The organism is Lentzea flava, assembly GCF_014648475.1.
Classification (GTDB): domain Bacteria; phylum Actinomycetota; class Actinomycetes; order Mycobacteriales; family Pseudonocardiaceae; genus Lentzea; species Lentzea flava.
In genome coordinates this window covers 100056-126677 of record NZ_BMRE01000013.1, presented here as the reverse complement: position 1 = coordinate 126677, position 26622 = coordinate 100056, and the positions used below count along the sequence as shown (strand labels likewise).

Below are 26622 nucleotides of genomic sequence, written 5' to 3'. Positions count from 1 at the left end.
ATGGACTTCCTTCGACCGGAAACGCTTGCGGAGGCGTTGGAGCTGAAGGCCGCCCGGCCGGACGCCGTGCCGATCGCCGGTGGCACGGACGTCATGGTGGAGCTCAACTTCGACCACCGCCGCCCTGCCGCGCTGCTCGACCTCACCCGGATCCCCGAGCTCCGCGAGTGGTCCGACGGGCTGCGGATCGGGTCCGGCGTGCCGTACGTGCGGATCATCGACGAGTTGGGCGCGCAACTCCCCGGCCTCGCGATGGCCGCACGCACCGTCGGGTCGCCGCAGATCCGCAACAGGGGCACGGTCGGCGGCAACCTCGGCGCGGCCTCCCCCGCGGGGGACACGCACCCGGTGCTGCTCGCGTCCGACGCCGTCATCGAAGTGGCCTCCGTGCGCGGGACTCGGATGATCCCCGCTGTCGACTTCTACCTGGGAGTCAAGCGGAACGCCTTGGAGCAGGACGAACTGATCGTGGCCGTGCACCTCGCGCCTGCCAAGGGGCCACAACAGTTCTCCAAGGTCGGCACGCGCAACGCCATGGTGATCGCGGTGTGCTCGTTCGCGATCTCGCTGTTCCCCGAGAAGAACAGGGTCGGTGCGGCGGTCGGGTCCGCGGCTCCCACGCCGCGCAGGGCGTACGAGGCGGAGGAGTTCCTGGCCTCAGCGCTGGACTTCTCGTCGCCCCAGCCGCTGCTGGACTCGGTGAAGCGGGAGTTCGGGGAGCTGGTGTCGCGGGCCGCGTCGCCGATCGACGACGTGCGCGGGTCGGCGGCGTATCGCAAGCACGCACTGGCAGTGATGGCGCGCAGGACCCTGGGTTGGGCCTGGCAGGAACTCTTGGACGGGGAGCAGGCATGCGCGTGAACGTGACGGTCAACGGCGAGCAGCGCCAGGCCGACGACGTGTGGGAAGGCGAGTCGCTGCTGTTCGTGCTGCGCGAGCGGCTCGGGCTGCCCGGTTCGAAGAACGCCTGCGAGCAGGGCGAGTGCGGCTCCTGCACGGTGTACCTGGACGACGTGCCGGTGTGCGCGTGCCTGGTCGCGGCGGGGCAGGCGCAGGACCGTTCGGTGCGGACGGTCGAGGGGCTCGCTTCCGGGGACCAGCTGGACCCGGTGCAGGAGGCGTTCGTCGAGGCGGGTGCGGTGCAGTGCGGGTTCTGCACGCCCGGTCTCGTCGTGGCGGCGCACGATCTGCTGAACCGCGTTCCCTCGCCGTCCGACCCGGAGATCCGCGAGGCGCTCGCCGGGAACCTGTGCCGCTGCACGGGATACGAGAAGATCCTGGACGCCGTGCGATTGGCGGCGTCGCGCCGATGATCGTTCTCGACCGCTGTGCGGTGTCCACTGTGGATTCGTCCGGGACCGAGCACGCCACTGGGCACGTGGTGGTGTCCGCTGACGGCCGGATCGCCTCGGTCGGTTCGGGTCCCGCGCCTCGGCCCTACGAGTCGCACACCTACGTCGACGCGTCGTCGTGCCTGGTCACGCCGGGACTGATCAACACGCACCACCACCTCTACCAGTGGGCGACGCGGGGGCTCGCGCAGGACGCGACGCTCTTCGAGTGGCTGACCACGCTGTATCCGGTGTGGCGCGGGCTGGACGACACGGTCACGCACGCCGCGGCGTCGGCCGGACTGGCCAAGCTGGCGTTGACCGGCTGCACCTTGGCCGCCGACCACCACTACGTCTTCCCGTCCGGCGGCGGTGACGTGTTCAACGCGCTGGTGTCGGCGGGGCGGCGGATCGGGATCCGGCTGGAGGCGATCCGCGGGTCGATGGACCGGGGCCAGTCCGATGGGGGGTTGCCGCCGGACAACCTGGTCGAGGACACCGAGGCCGCGTTGATCGCGACCGAGCAGGCGATCGGCGACTACCACTCGACGGCGGACGACGCTCTGGTGCGCGTGGCCGTCGGGCCTTGTTCGCCGTTCTCGGTGTCGCGGGAGCTGATGACCGGCGCTGCTTCCCTGGCACGTCGGCACGGCGTCCGGCTGCACACGCACCTCGCCGAGACGCTGGACGAGGAGGAGCAGTGCCTGGCGGAGAACGGCTGCACGCCGACCGAGTACGCCGAGCAGCTCGGCTGGCTGGGTTCGGACGTGTGGCTCGCGCACACCGTGCACCTGTCGTCGGACGCGGTGAAGCGGCTCGGGGCGACCTCGACCGGTTCCGCGCACTGCCCGACGTCCAACGGGCGGCTGGGCACCGGGATCGCGCCGGTGCGCGACCTGCTGGACGCCGGTGCGCCGGTCGGGCTCGGCGTCGACGGTGCCGCGTCCAATGAGGACGGTGGGCTGGTCGTCGAGCTGCGTGCGGCCCTGCACCAGGCGCGGCAGCGGGGCGGACCGCGTTCGTTGGACGTCCGGCAGGCGTTGTGGATGGCGACGATGGGCGGCGCGCAGTGCCTGGGCCGCGCGGACTCGCTGGGGTCGATCGAGCCGGGCAAGGTGGCGGACCTCGCGGTCTGGGATCTGTCCGGAATGGACTACGCGGGGATCGCGGACCCGGTGGCGGCACTGGTGCTGGGCACTGCACCGCCGTTGAAACTGTTGATCGTGGGCGGTGAGGTCGTGGTGCGGGACGGGGTCCTGCAGACGGCGTCGACCGACGAGCTGGCGCGTGACCTCTCCGCCGCCAGTCTGAAGCTTCAGGAGGCTGCGCGATGACCCTCACTCCCGCCGAACTGACCTCCGCGGTGTCCGGTGGCATCGGGACGTCGCCCCAGCGCCCCGACGGCAACCTGAAGGTGCGCGGCGAGTTCGCCTACGCGTCCGACCTGTGGCACGAGGACATGATCTGGGGCGCGACCCTGCGCTCGCCGCACCCGTACGCGCGGATCGTGTCGATCGATCTGACCGAGGCCCTGAAGGTGCCGGGCGTGTACGCGGTGCTGACGCACTCGGACGTGCCGGGGCGGAACCTGTACGGGCTGGAGCACAAGGACCAGCCGGTGCTGGCCGTCGACGTCGTGCGCTACCAGGGCGAACCGGTCGCGCTGGTCGGTGCCGACCACCCGGAGACCGCGCTGCGGGCGATGAAGAAGATCGCCGTGGTCTACGACGTGCTCGACCCCGTGGTGGACATGGAGACCGCGGTCGACTCCGTTCCGCTGCACCCCGGCGGGAACCTGGTGCGGCACGTGCCGATCCGGCGTGGCTCGCAGGACGTCCAGGCCGACGTCGTGGTCACCGGCCGGTACGAGGTCGGCATGCAGGACCAGGCGTTCCTCGGTCCGGAATCCGGGCTCGCGGTGCCGGCGTCCGACGGTTCGGTGGACCTGTACATCGCGACGCAGTGGCTGCACGTCGACCGCACGCAGGTGGCGTCCGCGCTGGGCCTGCCGGAGGAGAAGGTGCGGCTGACGCTGTCGGGCGTCGGTGGTGCGTTCGGCGGTCGTGAGGACCTGTCGATGCAGGTGCACGCGTGCCTGCTGGCGCTGCACACCGGCAAGCCGGTGAAGATGGTCTACAACCGCGAAGAGTCGTTCTACGGGCACGTTCACCGGCACCCGGCCGTGCTGTACTACGAGCACGGCGCCGACCACACCGGCAAGCTGGTCTACGTCCGCGCCCGGATCTACCTGGACGGCGGTGCGTACGCCTCCTCGACGCCTGCTGTCGTGGCCAACGCCGCGACGCTGGGCGTGGGCCCGTACGAGGTCGACAACGTGACAGTCGACTGCTACGGCGTCTACACGAACAACCCGCCGTGCGGTGCGATGCGCGGATTCGGTGCTGTGCAGGCAGGTTTCGCCTATGAGTCCCAAATGGACAAACTGGCCGAGGCGCTGGGCATGTCACCGGTCGACGTGCGGATCCGCAACGCGATGACCGAGGGTTCCGTGATGCCGACCGGTCAGGTGGTCGACTCCGCCGCGCCCGTCGCGCAGCTGCTGAAGCTGGTGCAGGACAAGCCTCTGCCCGCTGGAACGTCGTCGGACATCCGCGAGCTGCCGGGTGGCGTGTCGAACACGACGCACGGAGAGGGCGTGGTGCGCGGCGTCGGTTATGCCGTCGGCATCAAGAACATCTGCTTCTCCGAGGGCTACGACGACTACTCGACCGCCCGCGTGCGGGTGTCGATGGTCAACGGCTCGCTGGCCGCCGCCGTCCACACCGCCGCGTGCGAGGTCGGCCAGGGCCTGGTGACGATCATGCAGCAGATCGTGCGGACCGAGCTGGGCATCGAGCGCGTGACCGTGCTGCCGATGGACACGACGATCGGCAACGGCGGCTCCACCTCGGCGTCGCGCCAGACGTACGTGACCGGCGGCGCGGTGAAGGCCGCGTGCGCCGCTGTCCGGGCCCGCTTGAACGGCCGGGTCGACATCGGTTCCGAAGTGATCGACGAGACCGTCGAATGGCGGCACCGCGCGACGGAAGCGCTGGATCCCGTTACCGGCCAAGGCAATGCGCACGTCCAGTACGGCTTCGCCGCCCACCGCGCCGTCGTCGACGTGGACGTCGAACTGGGTCTGGTGCGCGTTGTCGCCCTCGACTGCGCACAGGACGTGGGCCGCGCGTTGAACCCGCAGGCCGTGGTCGGCCAGATCCAGGGCGGCTCCGCCCAGGGCCTGGGCCTCGCGGTGATGGAGGAGATCCAGACCTCCGGCGGCAAGGTGCGCAACCCGTCGTTCACCGACTACCTCATTCCCACCGTGCTCGACATGCCGCCGATGAGCATCGACGTCCTCGAGCTGGCCGACCCCCACGCCCCGTACGGCATCCGCGGCGTCGGCGAACCGCCCACCATCTCGTCGACCCCGGCGATCGTGGCGGCGATCCGCGCGGCGACCGGCCTGGCGCTCACCCGCGTCCCGGTCCGCCCGGAACACCTCACCGGTACCTGATCGTCTGGAGTTTCCCGCTGTGAACGCACATCTGCTCGCCACCATCGACCTGGCCACCCGCAACGTGGCCTCCGGCGGCGGCCCGTTCGGCGCGATGATCGTCCGCGACGGCGCGGTCATCGCCACCGGCGTCAACCAGGTGACGCCCACCCTGGACCCCACCGCGCACGCCGAGGTGGTCGCGATCCGCGCGGCCTGCCAGGCACTCGGCGACTTCCGCCTGACCGGCTGCACCCTGATCTCCTCGTGCGAGCCGTGCCCCCTGTGCCTGTCGGCCGCGCTCTGGGCGCGGGTGGACAGGGTCGTCTACGCCGCCGACCGCCACGACGCGGCCGCGGCGGGCTTCGACGACCGCGAGTTCTACGACCTGTTCAGCAAGCCCCGCACCGACTGGGACTTGCCCGTGCACCAGATCTCCACCGGCGAGGACAACGCCCCGTTCACCGCGTGGTTGTCCCTCGCGACCCGTATCGACTACTAGGCCACAAGCCTTTTTTGCTGACCGGAGCTTGCATTGCTTAAACGCGTTCCGGCGTTGGAACGCGCCCACCGGCATGGGAAAGGCCGTCCATGACTCAGTTGCGAACCCGGCAGTCGTCTGCCCTCGACCAGTTCTTCCGCATCACCGAACGAGGCAGCACCCTCGGCCGGGAAGTGCGCGGCGGCATCACGACCTTCGTCGCGATGTCGTACATCGTGCTGCTGAACCCGTTGATCCTCGGCGCGTCCGCCGACATCACCGGCGCCAAGCTCACCATCGCCGAGATCACCACCGCGACGGCCCTGGCCGCAGGCGTGATGACCGTCCTCATGGGACTCGTCGGCAACGCCCCTCTGGCCCTGGCCGCCGGCCTGGGCGTCAACGGCGTGGTGGCCTTCCAGATGGCGCCGACCATGACGTGGGCGCAGGCCTTCGGCCTGGTGGTGCTCGAAGGCCTGTGCATCGTGGTCATGGCCGTCTCGGGCGTCCGCGAACGCATCATCAACGCGATCCCGGCCCCGTTGAAAATCGCGATCACCGTGGGCATCGGCCTCTACATCGCTTTGGTGGGCCTGGTTTCCGCAGGCTTCGTGACCCGCACCCCCGACGCCGCCGGCTCCACCGTGCCGGTGCGCATGGGCGTCGACGGCCACCTCAGCGGCTGGCCGATCGTGGTCTTCTGCCTGGGCCTGCTGCTGATGATCGTCCTCCTGGCCCGCGGCGTGCCCGGCGCCGTGCTGATCAGCATCGTCGTGGCCACCGTCGTCGCGATCGCGGTGAACTCGCTCTTCACGGTCAAGGGCTGGGGCCTCGTCACGCCTTCGCTGCCGTCGTCCGTGGTCGGCTCCCCCGACTTCGGCCTGTTCGGCCGCATAGACCTGTTCGGCGGCTTCGTCTCAGCGGGCGTCATCGCCGCAACCATCTTCCTGTTCACCCTCGTCCTGTCCGGCTTCTTCGACGCCATGGGCACCATCACCTCGGTAGCCGACGAGGCGGGCCTCTCCCACGACGGCCGAGTGGAGGGCATGGGCAAAATCCTCATGGTCGACGGCGCAGGCGCCATCGCCGGCGGCGTGACGGGCTCAGCCCCGAACACCGTGTTCCTGGAGTCGGCAGCGGGCGTTGGCGAAGGCGCCCGAACCGGCCTGGCCTCGGTGGTCACCGGCGGCCTGTTCCTGGTGGCGCTGCTCTTCACACCGCTGGCCACCGTGGTACCCGCCCAGGCGGCGGCACCGGCCCTGGTGGTGATCGGCGGCCTGATGATGACCCAGATCCGCCGGATCCCGTGGCAGGACACCGATTTCACCATCCCGGTGTTCCTGACCGTGGCGATCATCCCGTTCACCTACTCGATCACCAACGGGATCGGCGCCGGCCTGGTCTCCTACGTGGTGCTGCGCATCTGCAAGGGGCGGTGGCCGGGCTGGCTGATGACGGGGCTCGCCCTGATGTTCGCCGTGTACTTCGGCGTGGACCTGATCAGCGGCCACTGACCCATCGCTCGCGCCCACCGCCTGCCTCGGCGCGGGCCCGATCAGCGGCCACTGATCGGGAGTCTTCGCCCGGCGGGATGGTGGGAAGCGACGCGCACCGTTGACCCGGTCGGTGGCCCCTGGCCACGAACCTCGCCCTGGTGCTCATCGTGCACTTCGGCGGGGGCGAGACCAGTGGCCACCGACCACGAACCAACCAGCGATCACGAATCCAACCCGGCGCCCACCGACACCAGCCGGAACCCGACCACCGACCCCAGCCCGACACCGCCACCGATCTTGATGTTGCCTGGGACGGACGGCGACCGACCGCGGACGCCCGACGCGCGACCCGCCTCGACCCGGACCTGATCAACGGCCGCTGGTCACGCCCGCATCGGAACACCGCGACCCATCCATCGCCCCGCACCCGAACACCTGCAGCCGCAGATCGCACCGCCCCACGCCCCACCACGAGCAGCCGGTGATCACACCGCCCCACGCCCCACCACGAGCAGCCGGTGATCACACCGCCCCACGCCCCACCACGAGCGACCGGCGCTCACAACGCCCCACGCCCCACCACGAGCGACCGGCGCTCACAACGCCCCACGCCCCAACACGGGCAGCCGGCGATCACACCGGCCCACGCCGCAACAGGAGCGGCCGGTGATCGCACCGCCCCATACCGAACACGAGCGACCGGCGCTCACATCGGCCGATGCCCAAAGACGTGCGGCCAGTGATCACACCTGCACACGAACGGAGGTTCCTCATGCGCGACCTGGCTGAGACGTTGCTGGCCTGGGACCGCTTCGCGGTCGCCTCGGTGGTGGCCGTGCGCGGTAGCGCACCACGGCCCGTGGGCGCCGCGATGGCGGTCGGGCCCTCGGGCGCGGTGATCGGCAGCGTGTCCGGGGGTTGCGTGGAGGCGGAGGTGTACGACCTCGCGTGTGAGGTGCTTGCGACGTCTCAGCGGCGGCTCGCCACGTTCGGCTACTCGGACGACACGGCCTTTGCGGTCGGTCTGACCTGTGGTGGCTCGCTGGATGTGCTGGTGCAGCGCGACACGCCCTCGTTGCGCGCTGCGCTGCAGGCGTCCGTGGACGGGCATCCGGTGTCGGTGCGCTTCGAGGCCGAAGGGCGGGTGTTCACGGAGAGTTGGTTGCCCGCGCCGCGGTTGTTGGTGTTCGGCGCCATCGATCACGCGGCCGCGGTGGCCGAGATCGGGCGGTTCCTCGGGTATCACGTCACGGTGTGCGATGCGCGGGCGGTGTTTGCCACGCCGGAGCGGTTTCCTGCGGCGCACGAGGTTGTCGTCGACTGGCCGCACCGTTATCTCGCGGCCACGTACACCGATGCTCAGACGGCGGTGGTGGTGCTGACGCACGATCCCAAGTTCGACATTCCGGTTCTGGTTGAAGCGCTGGGTCGGCCTCTTGCCTTCGTGGGGGCGCTCGGGTCGCGGCGCACGTGCGCCGAACGTCTCGCGCGGCTGCGTGAGGCGGGGGTGGGTGAGGCGGCGCTGGGGCGGCTGCGGTCGCCGGTCGGGCTCGATCTCGGCGGGCGCACGCCTGCGGAGACGGCGGTGTCGATCGCGGCTGAGCTCGTGGCTCTGCGGCACGGCGGTACCGGGCTGCCGCTCGGGGACCTCTCCTCTCCGATCCACCGCTCCCCCGCGCGCTTCCTCCTGGCGCAACGAAATTCTCTCCCGATCGGTTCCTGTGAATTGTCGCGGCGCGGGTGAGCGGACCGTTCACCCACGGAGGAATCGCAGGTAGAGCACAGACGGCAGTGCAGGGCCCCTACCAAAAGCAGAGGTCAGGACGAAAATGGCACTGATTTTTCTCAACGGCGGCGGCATGCGGGGCGGGCCGCTGCACGGGCAGCTTCAGGGCACGCCGATGCTCGGACGGGTGAAGAGCGCGCCGAAGTACCGCTACTTCTCCGTGCGCGACGAGTTTCCCGCCATGCACGCGTCCGGCACGGCGCAGGTCGTCGGCGAGTTGTACGACCTGCCGCTCACCGTGTTGCGCGATCACCTGGTTCCCGCCGAGCCCGCGGAGCTGGAGATCGGGGTCATCGAGCTCGAGGACGGCGGGGCCGCGCTCGCCACCGTGCTCAGGAACGAGTTCCTCCATTCGAGCGATCTCACTGACATCTCACATCTGGGCGACTGGAACCTGTACTTGCAGGGGTGAATCGCACACGGGGGTGAGGCCATGCCATTCCAAGCCGGCTCGGCGAAAGTCGACGTGACGCCGCCGCCTACGGCGCCCTATGTCGGTGGTCTGCCGCGGCATTCGTTGTTCCTCGGGGTGCACGATCCGCTCTTCGCGCGCGCCACGGCGATCACCAACGGGGAGACCGTGATCGTGATCGCCGTCGACTCGCTCGGCATCAACAACGACATCCTCGGGCCCGGCCGCGACTTCACCGCGGAGGTCCGGGAGCTCGTTCAGCAGCAGACCGGCGTGCCGCCCACGCATGTCATGATCGCCAGCTCCCACACGCACTCGAGCGCGGAGACGGCCGACACGCGGCCGTTTCCCGACCAGGCCTACCTGGAGTCGTTCCGCGACCGGATCGCCCAGGCCGCGCGCGAAGCCTTCGAGAGCAGGCGGCCGGTCACCGCGACGATCGGCAAAGGCACGGTGACGCCCGGCACGCTGGCCATCAACCGCAACGGCCACGTCTACCCCGGCGTCCCGCCGGACGATCCCGAGGTCACCGTGGTGCGGTTCCGGGGCGACGGGTGGAGCACCGTGCTCTACCACTTCACGTCGCACCCGGTCTACGTGCAGGTGCAGCCGTTCGCGTCGGCCGACTACCCCGGCGTCACGTCCGCGTTCCTCGAGCTCAACGAACCGGACTGCCGGGCAGCGCTGTTCCTGCAGGGCGCGGCGGGCAACCAGTCGCCGCCGCCTGACCCGCTGACGGACGGCGAGACGTTCGACGCGGAGAACAACCCGAACTTCGAGTTCATCCGCAACCTCTTCGCGCACACCGAGCGCATGGGCATGTACCTCGGCCAGACCGCGCTGGGGATCCCTGGAGAGACCGAGCTCACCGGCCCGGTGTCCGCCGCCCAGCGCACCATCCAGGTCGAGTCACGCGACCTGCCCGACCGAGAGCCCTTCGCGGCGGAGCTGGCCGTGCGCCAGCGCGCACTCGCCGACGCCGTCGACCGCGGTGCCCCGAAGGCCGAGATCGTGCAGCTGATGCAGGCGGTGCAGGACGTCGAGGAAAGCCTCGTCGCCATCGACCGCGGCACGGATCCCATCGACGCCGAGGTGCAGGTGCTGCGCATCGGCGACCTGGCTCTCGCCGGCCTGCCCGGCGAACCGTTCGTGGAACTGGGCCTCCAGCTGAAGGCGATGTCCGACGACGAACGCACGGTGCTGCCCGTCGGGTACGCCAACAACTTCCTCGGCTACCTCACCTACCCCGAGGCGTGGGACACGCCCGTCTACGAGGTGAGCCTCGGCGCCTGGACGCGCATCGGGCGCTTCGGCGGCCAGCAGCTCACCGACACGGCGAAAACCCTGGTCGACGAGCTCTGGACTACTCCGAACGTGTGATCCGACAGGTATCTCGTATCTCAGCGGCCGCACCCGGCTCTCTATCTGACGAGGGGTGAGGGAGTGGCAAGGGGGAGTTGCCGCAGGCGGCGGGGCCAACCGAAGTGGCCCCGCCGCGGGGGACCTGCCTCTCACCGGGCCTGATCACCACCAGGCCCGGCATTCACCGTCCTCGGCTGCGCAGCAGCCCGCGCTCGTACGCCACCGCCACGGCGGCCGCCCGATCCGAGACGCCGAGCTTCGCGTAGACGTGCAACAGGTGGGTCTTCACCGTCGCCTCGCTGATGAACAGCGCCGCCGCCACCGCCCGGTTCGTCGACCCCTTGGCGACCAGCGCCAGCACGTCCAGCTCCCGCGCCGACAACGGTTCCAGCGCGGGCTCCCGCACCTGACCCAGCAGCCGCGTGGCCACCGCCGGCGACAACACGGCCTCCCCCGCGTGCGCAGCGCGGATCGCCCGCTGCAACTCGTCGCGCGGGGTGTCCTTCAGCAGGTAGCCGGTCGCGCCCGCCTTGATCGCGGGCAACACGTCGCGATCGGTGTCGTAGGTCGTGAGCACCAGGACGCGGCACGGGTGGTCACGCAGCCGTTCGATCGCCGACAGCCCGTCGGAGCCCGGCATGCGCAGGTCCATCAACACGACGTCGGGCGACAACGCCGTGACGACGGCCACCGCCTCGTCGCCGGACGCCGCTTCGCCCACGACCTCGAAGTCCGGCGCGGCGAGCATGCCGCGCAGACCGTCGCGGACGACCGGGTGGTCGTCGACGATCACCAGCCGGATCACGCCGGCACCCGCGCCGAGATCGCCGTCCCCGCACCGGGTTCCGACTCCACGAACAGCGCCCCGGACAGCCGGTGCACCCGATGCCGCATCGCGGGCAGGCCGAAGCCGGACGACGGGTGCGTCAGGTCGAAGCCCACGCCGTCGTCGCGCACGTCCAGCGTCACCACGTCCTCCATGTACGACAGGGTCAGGCCGACGCGGGACGCCGAGGCGTGCTTCGCCACGTTCGCCAGGGCCTCCTGCGCGGTGCGCAGCAAGGCGACCTCCACCTCCGGGTGCATCACGCGCACGGCGCCGGTCAGCGTGACCGACACCGGCACGCCGTACACCGTGGACCAGCCGGAGGCCACCTCGTCGAGTGCCTCGGGCAGGGCGGCGGAGTCCAGCGCGGGCGGGCGCAACGCGTGCACCGAGCGGCGGGCCTCGGCCAGGTTCGAGCGCGCCAGGTCGGCGGCCACCGACACGCGGCGTTCCCAGTCGGACGCCGACGCCGCCGACAGTTGCGTGATGATGCCCGTCAGGCCCTGGGCCAGCGTGTCGTGGATCTCGCCCGCCAGACGGTGGCGCTCGTCCTGCACACCGGCCTCGTGCGCCTGCACCAGCAGCTGGGCGTGGAGGCCCTCGTTCTCCTCCAGCAGCTCCTTGCGCAGCCGGGATTGTTCAGTTGTCACGTGGCCGACGAACGTGAAGGTGCACGCCACGACGACGAACACCATCAACAGCAGCCAGAAGGCCGGTGACTCGCCCGCGGGTGGGTATCCGCCGAACAACGACAGCGTCGCCAGCACGGCCGTCAGCGCCACCACGAAGAACATCCAGCGGCCGCGCAGGAGTTCGCTCGCGTAGATGTAGACCGCGTACGACACCGCGCCGAACCAGTGCTCACGCAGACCCAGCACCCCGTAGAAGACGACCATGCCACCGACGAACACGGCCATGAGCTCCACGCGGCCGCGCCACGCGGGATGCAACGTGAACCACCACAGCATCCACGCGTAGCCGAACGCCACAACGCCGTACGTGATCAGACGCTCCGAACCGGAGTGCGCCGTGAAGATCGAGTACATCACCGTCGTCACGGTCAGCACGAAGTACGGGATCACGTGTGCGATGAAAGCGAGCCTGCGCTCCCACCTGTCCAACGCGGCCATGTCCACGAGCTACTCCCAGCGGAACGTTCTGGCCGCGACGGTACCCGCCACGAGGCTCACCAGCCCCATGATCGCAAGATGCCTCCAATCCGGCGCGCTGCCGAGCCACGCCTGCTGCACCGCCTCCACACCGGGAGGCGAGTACGAGCCGATCTTCTGAACCACCGAGGGCAGCATGAACCGCGGCAGGTACACGCCGCCGAAGAACATCAGCAGCATGAACACCGCCGTCGCCCAGCCACCTGCCGCCCGCGCCGTCGGGGCCAGTGCGGCTATCACCAGACCCAGCGCGAACGTCCCAGCGCCTCCCAGCACCACGGCACACGCCAGGCCGAGTGGATGGTGAGGCAGGTCGACGCCGAAAACGACGTACGCCACCACGATAGTGAGCAGCACCGACAAGATCGCCGCGCAGAAGTTGACCACCAGCTGGCCCACCAGCAGACGCGCCGGGTGCATGGGCGTCGTGGACAGCCGGCGCAGCACCCCCTTCTCCCGATACGTCGCCACGACCGTCGGCACGCGCTGCAACCCGATGAACGCCAAGGTGAACACCACCAACGACGACAGGTAGCTGTCGATGAACCGCAGCCCGCCGAACTCCGGCGCCGGCGTCCGCAACCCCGGAATCGCTCCCAGCACCAGCAGCAACAGGCAGGGGAACACCAGCGCGAACAACGAGTTCAGCCGATCGCGAACGAACAGCCGCGCTTCCACCTCAATGATCCGCAACATCACGACCCCCGGTCAGCTCGACGTAGGCGTCGTCCAGCGAAGCCTGGTCGACGCGCAACCCGCGCGCCACGATCTGCTTGCGCGCCAACAGGGAAGTCACCGCGTGCAGCAGGTTCTCCGACCCGCTCACGACGACCTGCTCCCCCACCACCGACACCTCGGTGACCTCCGGCAGCGCCTGCAACAACGCCACGTCCAGGTGCGCGGAAGGCACGAACCGGACCCGGCACGAACCGTCCACACGCGACACCAGCCCGGACGGCGTGTCCAGCGCGACGATGCGCCCGTCGCGGAACACCGCCACCCGGTCGCAGAGCCGTTCTGCCTCCTCCATGAAGTGCGTGACCAGCAGAATCGTCACCCCCGCCGACCGCACCTCCTCGACGACCGACCACGTGTCCCGCCGCGCCTGCGGATCCAGCCCGGTCGTCAGCTCGTCGAGGATCGCCACCCGCGGCGATCCGATCAACGCCAGCGCGATCGACAACCGCTGCTTCAACCCGCCGGACAGCCGCCCGAACTCCGCCCGCAGGTGCGGAGTGAGTCCGAGCCGCTCGGACCAGTCGGCCGGCGCCGGGTAGAACGACGAGAACAGCGACAGCGCCTCCCCCACCCGCATCCGTTCGGGCAGCTCGGACGCCTGCAGCTGCACGCCGATCGCCGACCGCACCGACGCGGGAGGCCGCCCGAGCACGGACACGCTCCCCCGGTCCGGCGTCCGCAGCCCTGCCACGCACTCGACGGTCGTCGTCTTGCCCGCCCCGTTCGGCCCCAGGATGCCGAAGATCTCCCCCTCTGCGACGTCGAACGACACCGAGTCCACCGCGACCCGAGGCCCGTACCTCTTGCCGAGGTCGCGCACTTCGATGATTGCCATGCCTCAAGGCTCGGAGAGTCCGAGCCGGAGATCATCGATCGAGCAGCGACACCCCCATCAACCGATCGGTTGATGCCACGACTCCACAACCGCGGCACGCAACGCCGCCGCCAACCGCGCCACCGGCTCCGGCATCGGCCCCGGCAGCCGCGCGAGCAGGATCCGCCGCTGCTCGGAAGGCCCGCCCCGCACCGGCAGGACCCGCACCCCGGCAGGCACCACCGCCACGAGCCCGGCGGGAACGGTCGTGATGCCCAGCCCCGCGGCGACCAGCTGCAGCTTCGCCAGCCAGTCACGGGCGGTGTGGGCGACCCGCGGCCGTTCGTCCAGCCCCGGCCACACGCCCATCACCAGCTGGTCGCCGGGTCCGGCGATCCACCGATGCCCGCGCAGATCAGCGATGTCGATGAAGTCGTTGCGCGCCAACGGATGCGAAGCAGGAAGCGCGACCTGCAAACTGCGTTCGACGAGAGCCTCGGCCTCCAGTGCGGGCGTCTCATCATCAGGCGCACGAAACGGCGGCAACGACGCGATCAACGCAACGTCCAACGTGCCCGCCCGCAACGCACGCACCAACGCCGGCGTACTGCTCTCGCGGGTGACAACGGTGATCGACGGATGAGAACGCCCCAACGACACCAACGCCTGCGGAACCAGCCACGCCCCAGCAGTCGCGAACCACCCGAGCCGAACCGTGCTCTCGTCCTCAGAAGGCAGCCCGGCCAGCTCCCGCGCCGCGGCGTCGACCTGATCGACCACGGCCGCCGCGTGCCGCAGCACGAGCCGCCCGGCCGCGGTGAGCCGCACCCCGTCGTGCCGCCGCTCCAGCAACGCGGCACCGGCCGCCCGTTCCAGCGCCGCGATCTGCCGCGACACGGCGGACTGCGTGTAGCCCAGCGCGGCGGCCGCCGCGGTCAGCGTCCCGCGCTCGGCCACCTCGCGGAACACCCGCAGGGCGACCAGCGACGCATCGGTGAAGGCCATGACATCCACGCATACCCCGGTTGAGATTCTTTCGCTACTCGCATGCCTGGAACGGGCCTAGCGTCGAGGCGTGACAGTCGCACTCATCACCGGCGCCACGCAGGGCCTCGGCCTCGCCCTGGTGGAAGGGCTCGCGCAACGCCTCGAACCCACCGACACCGTCTACCTCACCGGCCGCGACGCGAACCGCGTCATGACCGCCGTCAGGTCCATGCCCGGCGGCGGCGCGAGGGTCCGCGGCGAACTGTTCGACGTCGCGGATCCCCGTGCGGCGCAACAACTCGCCGACCAGATCGAGGAACGCCACGGCGGCATCGACATCGTCATCGGCAACGCCGTCATGCGCGTGGGCCCCGACGACGAGCCGCGCGAGATCATCGACCACTACACCCAGGTGAACAACTTCGGCACGACGAGGCTGCTGCGAGCGTTCGCACCTCTGTTGCGGGACAACGGCAAGCTCCTCGTCGTCGCCAGCTCGCTCGGCACGCTCCACCACCTGGCACCGGTTCTGCACGAACGGTTCACCACACCGTCCACACTGGACGAGATCGACGAACAGATCGCCCGTTGGCGCGACGCCGTGAAGGACCGCCGCGTCAGCGCGTGGCCCGCCTTCGTCAACATCCCGTCGAAGATCGGCCAGGTAGCCGCCGTGCGCGTACTCGCACACCAACGCCGTGAGGAGGACGCACGACGCGGGATCCTGATCGCCTCCGTGTGCCCAGGGATGATCAACACACCCACGTCCGCGCTGTGGTGGGACGTCAGCACCGCGCCCACACCGGCACAGGCCGCAACAGCGGTGCTGGACCTCGCACTCGATCCGGTGAAACCCGAGCAGTACGGCGAGCTGATCCGCGACGGAGAGGTGATCCCGTTCAGCTGATGCGCTGATCCAGCCCGTGCACGACCTGGTCGAGCAACGTCTGGATGACCGCCTCGTTGTGCTCGTTGCGACCCGGCGTGATCATCCGTGACGTCGCCTCGACCATGGCGTGCACGAGCATCGCCCGCAGCTGTGCGCGCTGCACCCCGGCGGTCTGGAAGACGCCGACCAGCGGCGCCAGCAACCGTTCGTGCTCGGCCCTGATCTGCTCGCGCGACGTGTCCGGCAACGCGTGCGCGGAGAGCGCGACCACGGCGCCGTGGCTGCCATCGGTGATGATCGCCAGCTCGGTGCGCAGGTACGCCTCGATCTTCTCCGGCACGGACGAGGCGCTGTTGACGGCGTCCTCGAGCTTGTCCGCCCACTCGGGCAGCGCGTCCGACACGATCGCGGCGACCAATTCCTCGCGCGACCGGAAGTACTCGTAGAGGCTCGGCCGGGACAGTCCCACCCGCCTGGCGAGCGACGCGAGCGTCAGCGACTCCGCCCCCTCGGTCGCCACGATCTCGCGCCCGGCGTCCAGCAGGGCGCGCAACCGGTTGGCGCGGTGCTCGGCCACGGTGTCTGCGCTGATCCTCGGCACACCCGGATCGTATCGCGCTTGATTTCCCGACGGTGTGTTGGAATAGTTCCCGACAGAGCGTCGGAATCAAGGAGGGTCCATGTTCATCGCGACGAACCGCCTCTTCGTCCCCGCCGAGCGGGCGGAGGAGTTCGAGGCCCACTTCCGCAGCAACATGCGCACGTTCCTGCCCGGCGTTCCCGGCCTGCTCCGCAGCACGCTGCTCAAGCCGACGCGCGACGACCAGCCGTACGTGTCGGTCAACGAGTTCGAGTCCGAGGAGCACTTCCGCGCCTGGGTCGCCTCCGACTCGTTCCGCGAGGCGCACAAGCGCAACCGCGGCATCGCCCGGCACGTCACGGGCAACGCCGTCGAGACGTTCCAGCACGCCGAGGACATGGTGCTGCCGCAGCAGCGCACCGAGTAGGCGATACTCCCCCACATGGGGGACATCCGCTTCCTGCTGCTCGGCCCGTTCGTGGTCGAGGTCGACGGACAGCCGATCGCGCTGCCAGCCGGGCGGAGCCGCGACCTGCTGGCGATCCTCGTCGCCAACGCGAACGAGGTCGTCCCCCTGCACGAACTCGGTGACACGCAGGCCCTGCGCACCGCGATCAGCAGACTGCGGCGGGCGCTCGGCGGCGTCAACTGCATCCACACCTACGAGACCGGCTACCTCGCCCACGTCACCAGCTCGGACCTGCTGGACTTCCGCGCCCTGCGCGACCAGGGCAGGAACGCCGAAGCACTCACGTTGTGGCGTGGCGACGCGTTCGAAGGCATCCACGCCGTCAGCGCGGCAGCGGAAAAGCTGAACCTGGAACGCAGGGCGGCCGAGGCGCTCGTGCCGGTGCCGCGCCAGATCCCCGCGCCACTGCCCCAGTTCGCCGGCCGGGACCGCGAACTCGCCGCGCTGCGCGAGTCCGGCCCGATCACGCTGCTCAGCGGAGCGGGCGGCGCCGGCAAGACGACCCTCGCGGTGCAGTGGGCGAACGAGGCCGACTTCCCCGCCGGACAGCTGCACGTGAACCTGCGGGGCTTCGGACCGACCGCACCGGCGCGTCCCGAGGACACCATCCGGAGCTTCCTGAGCGCACTCGGCGTTCCGCCCGACAGCATGCCCATCGGCACCGACGAGCAGGAGGAGCTCTACCGGACGTTGTTGCGCGGCAAGAACATGCTGCTCCTGCTCGACAACGCCCGCGACGCCGACCAGGTCCGGCCGCTGCTCCCCGACGACCCGTCCTGCCGCGTGGTGATCACCAGCCGCAACCGGATGGACGACCTCGCCGGCACCACCCGGCTGGGGATCGACGTGCTCAGCCCGGCGGAGGCACGACAGGTGCTGATCCACCGGATCGGTGCCCGCGCCACGGCGGAACCCCAGGCGCTCTCCCGGCTCGCCGCGCGGTGCGGCGGCCTGCCGCTGGCACTCGCGATCGTGGCCGCCCGCGCCGACCCGCAGCACTCGCTCACCGCGCTCGCCGACGACTTCGCGAGCGACAACGTGCTCAGCTTCCTCGACACCGGCGAGGAGACGACCAGCGTCCGCTCCGTGTTCGACTGGTCCTACCAACGGCTTTCCGGTGCCGCACAACGTCTCTTCCGACTGCTGGGCGTGCATCCCGGCCCGGACGTGTCCGCGGCGGCCGCCCGGAGCCTCGCGGCAGGCGACCCCCCGTTGGCCGAGCTGGTCGCCGCCAACCTCGTGACGGAGACGGCGAACGGACGCTTCGAACTGCACGACCTCGTCCGCGCGTACGCCCGCAGCCTGGTCGGTGAGGCGGAAGGACGAGAGGGCCTGCACAGGTTGCTCGACCACTACCTGCACAGCGCGTTCGCCGCGGACGCCGAACTGAACAGCCACCGCCAGCCTCTCGCGATCGCACCGCCGGTCGCCGGTGTCGCCGCGGAACGCCTGCACGGCGACGACGCGAGCAGTAAGTGGTTCGCCGACGAGATCGACGTGATGATCGCGTTGAGCGCGGTGGCCGCCGACACGCGTTTCGACCACCACGCATGGCAGCTTCCGTGGTGCCTGACCGTCCACATGGACCGGTCCGGACGCTGGCACGAGTGGCTCAGTGTGTTGCGTGTCGCGCTCGCTGCCGCGCAACGTCTCGGCGACGAGCACGCCGCAGCACGCGTGCACCACATCCTCGCGCACGCCTGCTACCGGCTGAGCGACTCCGAGACGCGAATCGCACATCTGCACGCGGCGCTGAGGTTGTACGAACGGCGCGGTCTCACCGACGGTCAGGCCCGTATTCATCGCAGTCTTGCCGGGTTCTACGAAGACGCGGGCGAACTCGACCGGGCGTTGGATCACGGCCGGCACGCCATGGCGCTGGCCGCGACCGAGACCGAACGCGCCGGAGCGATGAACCAGGTCGGCTGGTTCCACGGCATCCTCGGACAACACGAGGAAGCACTCGACCACTGCAGGCGCGCATTGGCGATGCACCGCACCGGCGGCGACCGGCTCGGCGAGGCCAGCACCCTCGACAGCATCGCCTACAACCTGCACCACGTCGGCGACTTCGCCGGCGCGATCACCCACTACCGGGAGTCGCTGCGGGTCTTCTCCGCGATCGGTGAGCAGTTCGAGGTCGCCACGACCCTGGTGAACCTCGGCGACACCTACCTGGCGACCGGCCAGATCACCGAGGCGCGGCAGGTGTGGCAGGAGGCGCTCGACATCTACGAACGCCTGGGCCACGCCGACGTCGCCAAGGCCCGCGGCCGTCTCACAGAGTGGACAGCAGGGCCTTCATCCGGTTGATCTCGTCGGTCTGGACGGCGATCACGTCGTCCGCCATCTCCTCGACCTGGACGTTGACCCCGGCACTCTTCACGTCCGTGGCCATCGTGATCGCACCCTCGTGGTGCTTGATCATCAGCTCGAGGAACATCCGGTCGAAGTCCTTGCCGCGCGCCGCGCCCAGCGCGTTCAGCTGGTCCTGCGTCGCCATGCCCGGCATCGATCCGTGATCGCCGTGCGTGCCGATGGCGTTGAAGGTGCGCTGCCACTGCTTCATGGCGCCGATCTCGGGCTCCTGGCTGTACCGGATGCGGTCTGCCAGGCCTTTCACCGTCGCGTTCTCGGCGCGGTCCGGCGCGAAACGCGTCATCGCGAGCGCCTGCTCGTGGTGGACGATCATCATCGCCACGTACTGGCGGTCCGCGTCGTTCGGCGGCGCAGGGACGGCCCTGGAGGCGTCCGACGGCGAGATGGTCGACGCCGAACCGCCGGGCGTGTCCGGCGCGATGATCGGCGCGGCCGGAGGTTCGGACGTGCAGCCTGCCAACGCCAGTACCAGCGCAATCACCGCGACCCCAGAACGCATGACCCGCACAATACCCTCCGAAAGACGCTGGCCCTTAGCAAGGCGAAAGGGTCATACTCCCCCTCACCAACCCGTACTGAGGGGGTACACGCTGTGACTTCACGCGCAACGGCCCAGCGGCGCAGAGCGCCGTTGGCGATTCTGGGGGCGCTCGCGCTGACGCTGTCAACGTTGACGGCACCCGCGTTCGCCGAGCCCGACCTTCCCGCCGACGGTGCGGGTCTGACGGAGGCTCAGCTCGAAGCGCAGGCCGAGGGTGTCACCGGCATCCCCGGCGAGAACGAGATCAGCCGCAGCCGCAACATGGTCCGGGTCGGGCACCTGGACAAGCAGGCGCCGCTCGACTCGACCCAGACCGACATCGCGTTCCAGGACAACTACGCGTTCGTCGGCAACTACAACGGCTTCACGATCTACGACATCCGCAACCCGAAGAAGCCGACCGTCAAGAGCCAGGTCCTCTGCCCCGGCTCGCAGAACGACGTCTCGGTGTACGGGAACCTGCTGTTCCTGTCGACCGACTCGTCCCGCAGCGACAACTCCTGCAACAGCGTCTCGCAGCCCGCCTCGATCAAGGAGTCGTGGGAGGGCATCAAGGTCTTCGACATCAGCGACAAGAGCGCGCCGAAGTACGTCGCGGCCGTCGAGACCGACTGCGGTTCGCACACCCACACGCTGGTGCCGGCCAAGGACCGCAAGAGCGTCTACCTCTACGTCTCGTCCTACTCGCCGAACGCCACGTTCCCGGACTGCCAGCCGCCGCACGACAAGATCTCGATCGTCAAGGTTCCCGTGAAGAACCCGGCCCAGGCGTCGCTGCTCAAGGCGCCGGTGCTCTTCCCGGACGGCGGCAACAAGGGCCGTACCGGCACCATCGAGACCGGCTACACCACGGCGACGTCCGGCTGCCACGACATCACCGTCTACCCGCAGCTCGACCTCGCGGCCGGCGCGTGCATGGGTGACGGCGTGCTGTGGGACATCTCCGACCGGGAGAACCTGGTGGAGATCAACCGGGTCCAGGACGACGCGCACTTCGCGTTCTGGCACTCGGCGACGTTCAACAACAACGGCACCAAGGTCGTCTTCACCGACGAGCTCGGTGGCGGTGGCGCCGCGACCTGCAACGAGAAGATCGGCCCGACGCGTGGTGCCAACGGCATCTACGACATCGTGGGCAAGGGCAAGGACCGCAAGCTGGTCTTCAAGTCCTACTACAAGATCCCGCGCATGCAGGCCGACACGGAGAACTGCGTCGCGCACAACGGTTCGCTGATCCCGGTTCCCGGCAAGGACATCATGGTCCAGTCCTGGTACCAGGGCGGCGTCTCGGTGTGGGACTTCACGAACTCGAGCAAGCCGCGTGAGATCGGCTTCTTCGAGTACGGCCCGATGTCCGGCGGCGCTGGCGGCGGCACGTGGTCGACGTACTGGTACAACGGCTACATCTACTCCTCGGAGATGGGCCGCGGCTTCGACGTCATCGACATGCGCGACCCGCGAACGTTCGTGGCGAAGTTCTTCCGCACGGACGAGCTGAACGTGCAGACCCAGGGCAACTTCTACCGCGGGTAGACAGAGGCCTTGATCAGCGCGGCTGCCGACGCTCGGCAGCCGCGCTGACTGCTGTCAGGACCAGAGTCACCGCCACACCACCGAAAACCGCCCAGATCGGCGAGCCGACATCCATCGCCCACGCGGCGACGACGGCGGTCAGGCCGTAGCCTGCACCGGTCACCGCGTACATCATCGAGAACCCGGCCGCGTGCGCGCCGACCGGAAGCCGTTCGCGCAACGCCAGACTCCGCGTCACCAGCACACCGGACTGGAACAACCCGGCCGCGAGCAACGCACCCGCGATGCCCGGCAGGTTCGGGAACAACGCCACCGCGCCGACGCAGGTCGCGGTGATCACCAGGAGCACGAGTCCCTGGGCGCGCAACGATCCCGGCCACGGCCGCAGCCCGTACAGCACCGCGCCCAGCGCACTGCACGCCGCGAAACCCGTGAGCAGCGGCCCCGTCCAGCCGATGCCGATCCCCCGGTGCTCCAGCAACGCGGGCAGCACCAGTTCCGCGACCGCGAGCTGCGCCAGCGCCGCCGCGCTCACCAGGTAGATCGGCCACGCCGACGCGACCACCCGAGCCTTCGCCGTGCCGGAACGGGACGTCACGTGCCCGCGCGGCAGGATGAACACCAGCCAGGCCGCCACGACGATCAACGACACCGAGACCACCACGGGCGCACGGCGGTCGACGCTCAACGCCAGCACCGTGACCAGCGCGGGCGCCACCGCCCACACCACCTGCGTGATCATGGCGTCGAAGCCCATCGCCTTGGGCACCAACGCGTCCGGCACCAGCCCGAGCAGCATCGCCCGCAGCCCGCCCGGTGTCGTCGACGGCCCGGCACCCGCGATGAACGCCGCGACCACCAGCACCGTCACGTTGGTCGTCAACGCGAGCGTCGTGAAGGCCCCGGCACCGACGACGAGCCCGGCGGCGAGCTGGCCGCGCATCCGGGACGGGTCGAGCAGCAGGCCGAGCAACGCCGCGCCGAGGATCTCCCCCAGCACGTACACGGCCGTCAACGACGCCGCGAGCACGTAGCCGCCGGGCAGGTTCCTGGTCAGGAACACCATCATCAGCGGCGTCATGGACATCGGTAACTTCGCCGCCACGGTCACGACGGCGCAGGCCAGCACGTCCCGGTTGGCGAGATCGCGATAGCCGGCAGCGGAGATCGTCATCTACTCGCCCAGCTCCTGGAACAGGGTCAGCTGCAGCCCGGCGGGGGCGGACAGCCTGGCGTTGAGCGAGTTCCACGGTGTGCGGGTGGGTTCCGCGATCACCTCGGCCCCCGCGGCTTCCAGCTTCCTCGTCGTCGCGGCGGAGTCCTCGACCTCGAACGCGACCCGGATGTGCCCGGCGACCCGCTTGCCGACCTCGACGGAGTCGATGAACTCGGCGTGCGGCGGGTCGGTGATCTCCAGCGTGGCGCGGCCGGCTTCCAGGATCGTGACCCGCCCGCCGTCGGACGCGAACGCCGCCCGTTCCTCGAGGCCGAGCACGTCGCGGTAGAAGCGCAGCGCCTCGTCGTAGTCGGCGGCGGTGACGACTAGGCGGAGTTCACGAACACCGGTCATGCACTGATCATCGCACCAGCCGTGTGAGGACCACGACAGCCGCCGCGATCCCCGCCGTGACGTGGATCGGCGCTGGTCCGAACGTCGCAGCGACCGCGGCGGCCGAGCCCAGCGGCAACAGGTACTTGCGCAGACCGGCCTGGCCGGGGCAGTCCTGCACGTACCAGACGCACAGGAAGAAGACCGCGAGCGGCACCGTCGTGAACGCGGCGACCGTCGTGCCCGGCGCGTGCGCGAGGTGCAGGTCGTAGTCGACGCTGGCCGCGAGACCGGCACCGAGCGCGGCGATCGAACCGAGGATCAGCAGGTGCGCGTAGCCCCAGAGGAACGCCTTCCTCATGTTGTGCAGGTGCGTCGGCGCCTCGAAGTAGATCCACCAGATCGAGAACACGATGATCAGCGACGCCGCGGCGAGCGAGATCAGGTTGACGCCGCTGTCGAAGCCCTTCTGGAACGCCGTCGTGGTCGACAGGATGGACTCGCCGAGCACGATCAGCGTGAAGAGCCCGTGCCGTTCCGCGATGTGGTGCGGGTGCCAGCTCGTGGCCGCGGCACGCTCGGCCCACACCGGTACCAGCAGCTCGCCGATCATGCCGAGGACCCACAGCGGCAGGTGCAGGCTCGGCGGCACGAGGAGCACCCACAGCACCCAGAGCACCTGCATGCCGGCGATACCGGCGGCGTACCGGCGGGCGCAGCTCTGGTGCGAGGGGTTGTCCAGCGACGCCCGCAACCAGTGCGCGACCATGGCGAGCCGGATGACCACGTAACCGCCGACGACGATCCGGTAGTCCTGACGCTCGAACACCGCCGGGATGCCCGCCGCGATGACGAGCACTCCGGCGATCTGGAACATCGTGATGATCCGGTACAGCGTGTCGTCGTTGTCGAACGCGCTGGCGAACCACGTGAAGTTGAGCCACGGCAACCACAACGCGAAGAACGCCATGCAGAAGGCCAGCAGACCGGCCCCCGCGTGGTTCTCGACGACGGCGTGGTGGAGCCCGGCGGCGGCCTGGGCGACCGCCACCACGAAGCTCAGGTCGAACAACAGCTCCAACGGCGTCGCGACCCGGTGGGCCTCCGCCGTGTCGCGCGCGAGGAGCTTTCTGATCATCCGGGCACCACCATGATCCGTGACTCGCTGAGGTCGAGCGCCACCCGCGTTCCCGGCTGGTAGGCGGCCGCGGCGTTGGACGGCTGGTCCACGCGCAGCACCTGCTCGCCGACCCTGACCGAGATCCGCGTGACCGGCCCGAGGAACGACTGGGTCAGCACGTCTCCGACGATCTTGCCATTCGCGTCGCCCTCGTGCGCGGAAACGCCGATGTCCTCGGGCCGCACGATGATCCGCACGTCGCTGCCGGACGGCTGGTCGTGCTCCGCCGGGACCGTGACGCCGTTGATGACGACGGTCTGGCCCTCCGCCTTGCCCTCCACCGAGTTCGTGACGCCGACGAACTGCGCCACGAACGCCGTCTTCGGTTCGCGGTACACCACCGACGGGGTGTCCAGCTGCTCCAACCGGCCGTGCGACATGACGCCGACCCGGTCGGACACGGCGAGCGCTTCTTCCTGGTCGTGCGTGACGAACAGCGTCGTCATGCCGAGCTCCGTCTGGATGCGGCGGATCTCGTCGCGCAGGTTCACGCGGACCTTGGCGTCCAGTGCGGACAGCGGCTCGTCCAGCAGCAGCACGCGCGGCTGGATCGCGAGAGCGCGCGCGAGCGCGACCCGTTGCTGCTGACCACCCGACATCTGGTGCGGGTAGCGACCACCGAGGTGGGCGAGGCCGACCAGTTCCAGCAGTTCGCCGGTCCGTTTGGTGTCGCCCTTGCGCAGCTTCAGCCCGAACGCGACGTTCTGCGCCGCCGTCATGTTCGGGAAGAGGCTGTAGGCCTGGAAGACCATGCCCATGTCCCGCTTGTTGGCCGGGACCTTCGTGATGTCCTTGCCGCCCACGGTGACCGTGCCGGAGTCGGCTGTCTCGAAGCCCGCGACGATGCGCAGCGCCGTCGTCTTGCCGCAGCCCGACGGACCGAGCAAGCTGACCAGCTCGCCCTCGGCCAGGTCGAGGTCGAGGCCGTCCAGCGCGACGTTGCCGCCGAAGGACTTGCGCAGCCCCTTGAGTTCCAGGTGACCCATGTGTTGTTACTCCTCGACCACGGTCTGACGGCGCCGCTGGCCGACGTAGGAAAGTGCGAACAGAAGGACGAACGCGAAGAGCAGGCTCAGCAACGACACCGCGATCGACACACCCGCGTTGCGCTTGCCGAGCAGGTTGACCTGCACCTGCAGCGTGTCGAAGTTGAGCAGCGACGCGATGGTGAACTCGCCGAGCACCAACGCGACGCTCAGCAGCGACGCACCGATGAGCGCGACGCGAATGTTCGGCACGACGACCTTCCACAGCACCGTGAACCACGACGCGCCGAGGCTGCGCGCGGCTTCCGCGAGCGTCTTCAGGTCGATCGCGGCGAGTCCGGCGTCGACCGCGCGGTACGCGAACGGCAGCACCAGGATCGTGTACGCGAACGTGAGCGTCAGCGGCGAGTCACCGAGGAAATAGTTCACCCACGCGTAGAGCGGCGCCATGCCGACGACAAGCACGATCGCGGGAATCGCGAGCGGCAGCAGGCACAGGAACTCGACGAGCCGCTGCAACTGCGGGAGCCGCAGCCGGATCCACGCCATCGTCGGCACGAGCAGCACCAGCATCAACAGCGCGCTCGTGACCGACAGCAGCAACGAGTTGGTGAGCGCTTCCATCAGCCCGTCGTCGTCGACGATCGCCGTCCACGACTCGAAGCTGCGCGTGTTGTTCTTGCCCCGCGTGGAGAACTCCGCCATCGCGATCAGCGGCAGGATGAAGTAGACGCCGAGGATCAGCAGGACGACCGTGCGCAGAACGCGCTGCTTCACTAGCGAACCCACTTGGCCACCCTCCGCTGCAGCAGCACGTTCACGCCCATCGCGATGCTGACGACGATCACCATGCCCAGGCCCAGTGCCTTGCCCAGGTTCTCCTGGCCGAGCACGACCTCGCCGGTGAGGAAGCCGCGGATCTGCAGCGGCACGATCGGGCTGCCCTGCGACACGAGCGCGGCGGCCGTGGCGTAGGCGCTGAAAGCGTTGGCGAACAACAGGAGCAGCGCACCGAGGAACGGCGGCGTGAGGATCGGGCCGCCGACGTGCCGCCAGTACGTCCAGCTGGTGCCGCCCAGGCTCGCGTTCGCCTCACGCCACTGTGGACGCAGTCCGTCCAGCGCCGGCAGGAACACGATGACCATCAACGGGATCTGGAAGAACGTGTAGACCAGCGTCAGGCCGGGCAGCTCGAACAGCCACGCGCTGCCCGCGAACAGGTCGATGCCAACGTTGTCACGCAGGAACTTCGTGACGAGCCCCTCGAAGCCGACCGTCGCGAGGAACGCGAACGCGAGCGGCACACCACCGAACTGGGCGAGCACACCGGATCCGGCGACGACGATCCGGCGCAGCATCCCGTCCGGGTTGCCGACCGAGATCGCCCACGTGAGCAGCGCGCCGAAGATCGCGCCGATCAGCGCGGTGAGCGCGGACAGCTCGATGCTGCGCACGAACGAGTCGAAGTACACGCCCTTGAACAGGGTCGTGAGGTTCTCGAGCGTGAACGCGCCGTTGGAGTCCTGGAAGGCGCCGAGGAGAACGAGGACCGTGGGGTAGACGAGGAAGGTGCCGACGAACGCGAGGAACGGCACCGCGACGAGCCACGCGGCCACAG

The 26622-nt window shown here is 69.5% G+C and carries 26 protein-coding genes; 13 read left to right on the top strand and 13 right to left on the bottom strand.

The features are described from left to right. From IEZ09_RS17805 to IEZ09_RS17765, 9 genes are all read left to right on the top strand, one after another. Window positions 1–861, top strand: a complete 861-nt coding sequence (locus IEZ09_RS17805) for an FAD binding domain-containing protein (protein ID WP_189254823.1) — start codon at window positions 1–3, stop codon at window positions 859–861. Continuing rightward, window positions 852–1313 (top strand): (2Fe-2S)-binding protein, encoded by a 462-nt coding sequence (locus IEZ09_RS17800; RefSeq protein ID WP_189254822.1) that lies wholly within the window; start codon window positions 852–854, stop codon window positions 1311–1313. The genes IEZ09_RS17805 and IEZ09_RS17800 overlap by 10 nt, the downstream gene beginning before the upstream one ends. Beyond that, window positions 1310–2665 carry an 8-oxoguanine deaminase gene (locus IEZ09_RS17795; RefSeq protein ID WP_189254821.1) on the top strand — a complete coding sequence of 452 codons (1356 nt, stop codon included), beginning with the start codon at window positions 1310–1312 and terminating at the stop codon, window positions 2663–2665. The genes IEZ09_RS17800 and IEZ09_RS17795 overlap by 4 nt, the downstream gene beginning before the upstream one ends. Next, on the top strand, window positions 2662–4848 hold the full coding sequence (locus IEZ09_RS17790; RefSeq protein WP_189254820.1) for a molybdopterin cofactor-binding domain-containing protein: 2187 nt from the start codon (window positions 2662–2664) through the stop codon (window positions 4846–4848). Before IEZ09_RS17795 ends, IEZ09_RS17790 begins: the two co-directional genes overlap by 4 nt. 19 nt (window positions 4849–4867) lie before the next feature. Next, window positions 4868–5329 (top strand): nucleoside deaminase, encoded by a 462-nt coding sequence (locus tag IEZ09_RS17785; protein WP_189254819.1) that lies wholly within the window; start codon window positions 4868–4870, stop codon window positions 5327–5329. 89 nt (window positions 5330–5418) lie between these two features. Then, on the top strand, window positions 5419–6822 hold the full coding sequence (locus tag IEZ09_RS17780) for an NCS2 family permease (RefSeq protein ID WP_189254818.1): 1404 nt from the start codon (window positions 5419–5421) through the stop codon (window positions 6820–6822). A gap of 754 nt (window positions 6823–7576) precedes the next feature. After that, window positions 7577–8548 carry an XdhC family protein gene (locus IEZ09_RS17775; protein WP_189254817.1) on the top strand — a complete coding sequence of 324 codons (972 nt, stop codon included), beginning with the start codon at window positions 7577–7579 and terminating at the stop codon, window positions 8546–8548. Between the two features lie 85 nt (window positions 8549–8633). Beyond that, on the top strand, window positions 8634–9002 hold the full coding sequence (locus tag IEZ09_RS17770) for an allophanate hydrolase-related protein (RefSeq protein ID WP_189254816.1): 369 nt from the start codon (window positions 8634–8636) through the stop codon (window positions 9000–9002). Between the two features lie 21 nt (window positions 9003–9023). Then, window positions 9024–10382 carry a hypothetical protein gene (locus IEZ09_RS17765; RefSeq protein WP_189254815.1) on the top strand — a complete coding sequence of 453 codons (1359 nt, stop codon included), beginning with the start codon at window positions 9024–9026 and terminating at the stop codon, window positions 10380–10382. Between the two features lie 163 nt (window positions 10383–10545). Here IEZ09_RS17765 and IEZ09_RS17760 read toward each other — a convergent pair whose 3' ends face one another. From IEZ09_RS17760 to IEZ09_RS17740, 5 genes are read right to left on the bottom strand one after another with little or no spacing between them, the layout of a single operon-like run. After that, on the bottom strand, window positions 10546–11169 hold the full coding sequence (locus IEZ09_RS17760) for a response regulator (RefSeq protein WP_189254814.1): 624 nt from the start codon (window positions 11167–11169) through the stop codon (window positions 10546–10548). Beyond that, complete coding sequence (locus tag IEZ09_RS17755) at window positions 11166–12320, bottom strand: sensor histidine kinase (protein ID WP_189254884.1); 1155 nt, start codon at window positions 12318–12320, stop codon at window positions 11166–11168. The genes IEZ09_RS17760 and IEZ09_RS17755 overlap by 4 nt, the downstream gene beginning before the upstream one ends. A 9-nt stretch (window positions 12321–12329) precedes the next feature. Then, on the bottom strand, window positions 12330–13055 hold the full coding sequence (locus IEZ09_RS17750; protein ID WP_189254813.1) for an ABC transporter permease: 726 nt from the start codon (window positions 13053–13055) through the stop codon (window positions 12330–12332). Next, window positions 13039–13932, bottom strand: coding sequence for an ABC transporter ATP-binding protein (locus IEZ09_RS17745; RefSeq protein WP_189254812.1), 894 nt, complete (start codon window positions 13930–13932; stop codon window positions 13039–13041). Before IEZ09_RS17745 ends, IEZ09_RS17750 begins: the two co-directional genes overlap by 17 nt. A 57-nt stretch (window positions 13933–13989) precedes the next feature. After that, window positions 13990–14916, bottom strand: a complete 927-nt coding sequence (locus IEZ09_RS17740; RefSeq protein WP_189254811.1) for a LysR substrate-binding domain-containing protein — start codon at window positions 14914–14916, stop codon at window positions 13990–13992. A 70-nt stretch (window positions 14917–14986) separates the two neighbouring features. On the opposite strand from IEZ09_RS17740, the gene IEZ09_RS17735 reads away from it, so the two are divergent. Continuing rightward, window positions 14987–15805: an SDR family NAD(P)-dependent oxidoreductase gene (locus IEZ09_RS17735; RefSeq protein ID WP_189254810.1), complete on the top strand. Its 819-nt coding sequence runs from the start codon at window positions 14987–14989 to the stop codon at window positions 15803–15805. Here IEZ09_RS17735 and IEZ09_RS17730 read toward each other — a convergent pair. Further along, on the bottom strand, window positions 15798–16388 hold the full coding sequence (locus IEZ09_RS17730; protein WP_189254809.1) for a TetR/AcrR family transcriptional regulator: 591 nt from the start codon (window positions 16386–16388) through the stop codon (window positions 15798–15800). The genes IEZ09_RS17735 and IEZ09_RS17730 overlap by 8 nt on opposite strands. Window positions 16389–16467: 79 nt before the next feature. Here IEZ09_RS17730 and IEZ09_RS17725 point away from each other — a divergent pair, with 79 nt between their 5' ends. Both IEZ09_RS17725 and IEZ09_RS17720 read left to right on the top strand, forming a co-directional pair. Continuing rightward, complete coding sequence (locus IEZ09_RS17725; RefSeq protein WP_189254808.1) at window positions 16468–16794, top strand: antibiotic biosynthesis monooxygenase family protein; 327 nt, start codon at window positions 16468–16470, stop codon at window positions 16792–16794. Between the two features lie 15 nt (window positions 16795–16809). After that, window positions 16810–19149, top strand: coding sequence for an ATP-binding protein (locus IEZ09_RS17720; protein ID WP_189254807.1), 2340 nt, complete (start codon window positions 16810–16812; stop codon window positions 19147–19149). On the opposite strand, the gene IEZ09_RS17715 is transcribed toward IEZ09_RS17720, so the two are convergent. Continuing rightward, window positions 19115–19714, bottom strand: a complete 600-nt coding sequence (locus IEZ09_RS17715) for a DUF305 domain-containing protein (protein ID WP_189254806.1) — start codon at window positions 19712–19714, stop codon at window positions 19115–19117. The genes IEZ09_RS17720 and IEZ09_RS17715 overlap by 35 nt on opposite strands. Window positions 19715–19807: 93 nt before the next feature. Here IEZ09_RS17715 and IEZ09_RS17710 point away from each other — a divergent pair, with 93 nt between their 5' ends. Next, complete coding sequence (locus IEZ09_RS17710) at window positions 19808–21289, top strand: LVIVD repeat-containing protein (RefSeq protein WP_229812664.1); 1482 nt, start codon at window positions 19808–19810, stop codon at window positions 21287–21289. A 13-nt stretch (window positions 21290–21302) separates the two neighbouring features. On the opposite strand, the gene IEZ09_RS17705 is transcribed toward IEZ09_RS17710, so the two are convergent. The 6 genes from IEZ09_RS17705 to IEZ09_RS17680 are packed head-to-tail and all read right to left on the bottom strand — an operon-like array spanning window position 21303 to window position 26620. Further along, on the bottom strand, window positions 21303–22463 hold the full coding sequence (locus tag IEZ09_RS17705; RefSeq protein ID WP_189254805.1) for an MFS transporter: 1161 nt from the start codon (window positions 22461–22463) through the stop codon (window positions 21303–21305). Continuing rightward, window positions 22464–22859, bottom strand: a complete 396-nt coding sequence (locus IEZ09_RS17700; RefSeq protein WP_189254804.1) for a VOC family protein — start codon at window positions 22857–22859, stop codon at window positions 22464–22466. Between the two features lie 7 nt (window positions 22860–22866). Continuing rightward, entirely contained in the window at window positions 22867–23976 is a 1110-nt protein-coding gene (locus IEZ09_RS17695) for a low temperature requirement protein A (RefSeq protein WP_189254803.1), read from the bottom strand. After that, window positions 23973–25004 carry an ABC transporter ATP-binding protein gene (locus IEZ09_RS17690; protein ID WP_189254802.1) on the bottom strand — a complete coding sequence of 344 codons (1032 nt, stop codon included), beginning with the start codon at window positions 25002–25004 and terminating at the stop codon, window positions 23973–23975. The genes IEZ09_RS17695 and IEZ09_RS17690 overlap by 4 nt, the downstream gene beginning before the upstream one ends. A gap of 6 nt (window positions 25005–25010) precedes the next feature. Beyond that, window positions 25011–25793: an ABC transporter permease gene (locus IEZ09_RS17685; protein ID WP_229812663.1), complete on the bottom strand. Its 783-nt coding sequence runs from the start codon at window positions 25791–25793 to the stop codon at window positions 25011–25013. Further along, window positions 25781–26620 carry an ABC transporter permease gene (locus tag IEZ09_RS17680; RefSeq protein ID WP_229812662.1) on the bottom strand — a complete coding sequence of 280 codons (840 nt, stop codon included), beginning with the start codon at window positions 26618–26620 and terminating at the stop codon, window positions 25781–25783. The genes IEZ09_RS17685 and IEZ09_RS17680 overlap by 13 nt, the downstream gene beginning before the upstream one ends. Between the last annotated feature and the right edge of the window lie 2 nt (window positions 26621–26622).

Bases quoted from the DNA above. Each gene is read 5' to 3' on its own strand.
- IEZ09_RS17805 (WP_189254823.1), top strand. From the start codon at position 1: ATGGACTTCCTTCGACCGGAAACGCTTGCGGAGGCGTTGGAGCTGAAG.
- IEZ09_RS17800 (WP_189254822.1), top strand. From the start codon at position 852: ATGCGCGTGAACGTGACGGTCAACGGCGAGCAGCGCCAGGCCGACGAC.
- IEZ09_RS17795 (WP_189254821.1), top strand. From the start codon at position 1,310: ATGATCGTTCTCGACCGCTGTGCGGTGTCCACTGTGGATTCGTCCGGG.
- IEZ09_RS17790 (WP_189254820.1), top strand. From the start codon at position 2,662: ATGACCCTCACTCCCGCCGAACTGACCTCCGCGGTGTCCGGTGGCATC.
- IEZ09_RS17780 (WP_189254818.1), top strand. From the start codon at position 5,419: ATGACTCAGTTGCGAACCCGGCAGTCGTCTGCCCTCGACCAGTTCTTC.
- IEZ09_RS17775 (WP_189254817.1), top strand. From the start codon at position 7,577: ATGCGCGACCTGGCTGAGACGTTGCTGGCCTGGGACCGCTTCGCGGTC.
- IEZ09_RS17770 (WP_189254816.1), top strand. From the start codon at position 8,634: ATGGCACTGATTTTTCTCAACGGCGGCGGCATGCGGGGCGGGCCGCTG.
- IEZ09_RS17765 (WP_189254815.1), top strand. From the start codon at position 9,024: ATGCCATTCCAAGCCGGCTCGGCGAAAGTCGACGTGACGCCGCCGCCT.
- IEZ09_RS17755 (WP_189254884.1), bottom strand. From the start codon at position 12,320: ATGGCCGCGTTGGACAGGTGGGAGCGCAGGCTCGCTTTCATCGCACAC.
- IEZ09_RS17750 (WP_189254813.1), bottom strand. From the start codon at position 13,055: ATGTTGCGGATCATTGAGGTGGAAGCGCGGCTGTTCGTTCGCGATCGG.
- IEZ09_RS17745 (WP_189254812.1), bottom strand. From the start codon at position 13,932: ATGGCAATCATCGAAGTGCGCGACCTCGGCAAGAGGTACGGGCCTCGG.
- IEZ09_RS17740 (WP_189254811.1), bottom strand. From the start codon at position 14,916: ATGGCCTTCACCGATGCGTCGCTGGTCGCCCTGCGGGTGTTCCGCGAG.
- IEZ09_RS17725 (WP_189254808.1), top strand. From the start codon at position 16,468: ATGTTCATCGCGACGAACCGCCTCTTCGTCCCCGCCGAGCGGGCGGAG.
- IEZ09_RS17720 (WP_189254807.1), top strand. From the start codon at position 16,810: ATGGGGGACATCCGCTTCCTGCTGCTCGGCCCGTTCGTGGTCGAGGTC.
- IEZ09_RS17715 (WP_189254806.1), bottom strand. From the start codon at position 19,714: ATGCGTTCTGGGGTCGCGGTGATTGCGCTGGTACTGGCGTTGGCAGGC.
- IEZ09_RS17705 (WP_189254805.1), bottom strand. From the start codon at position 22,463: ATGACGATCTCCGCTGCCGGCTATCGCGATCTCGCCAACCGGGACGTG.
- IEZ09_RS17700 (WP_189254804.1), bottom strand. From the start codon at position 22,859: ATGACCGGTGTTCGTGAACTCCGCCTAGTCGTCACCGCCGCCGACTAC.
- IEZ09_RS17695 (WP_189254803.1), bottom strand. From the start codon at position 23,976: ATGATCAGAAAGCTCCTCGCGCGCGACACGGCGGAGGCCCACCGGGTC.
- IEZ09_RS17690 (WP_189254802.1), bottom strand. From the start codon at position 25,004: ATGGGTCACCTGGAACTCAAGGGGCTGCGCAAGTCCTTCGGCGGCAAC.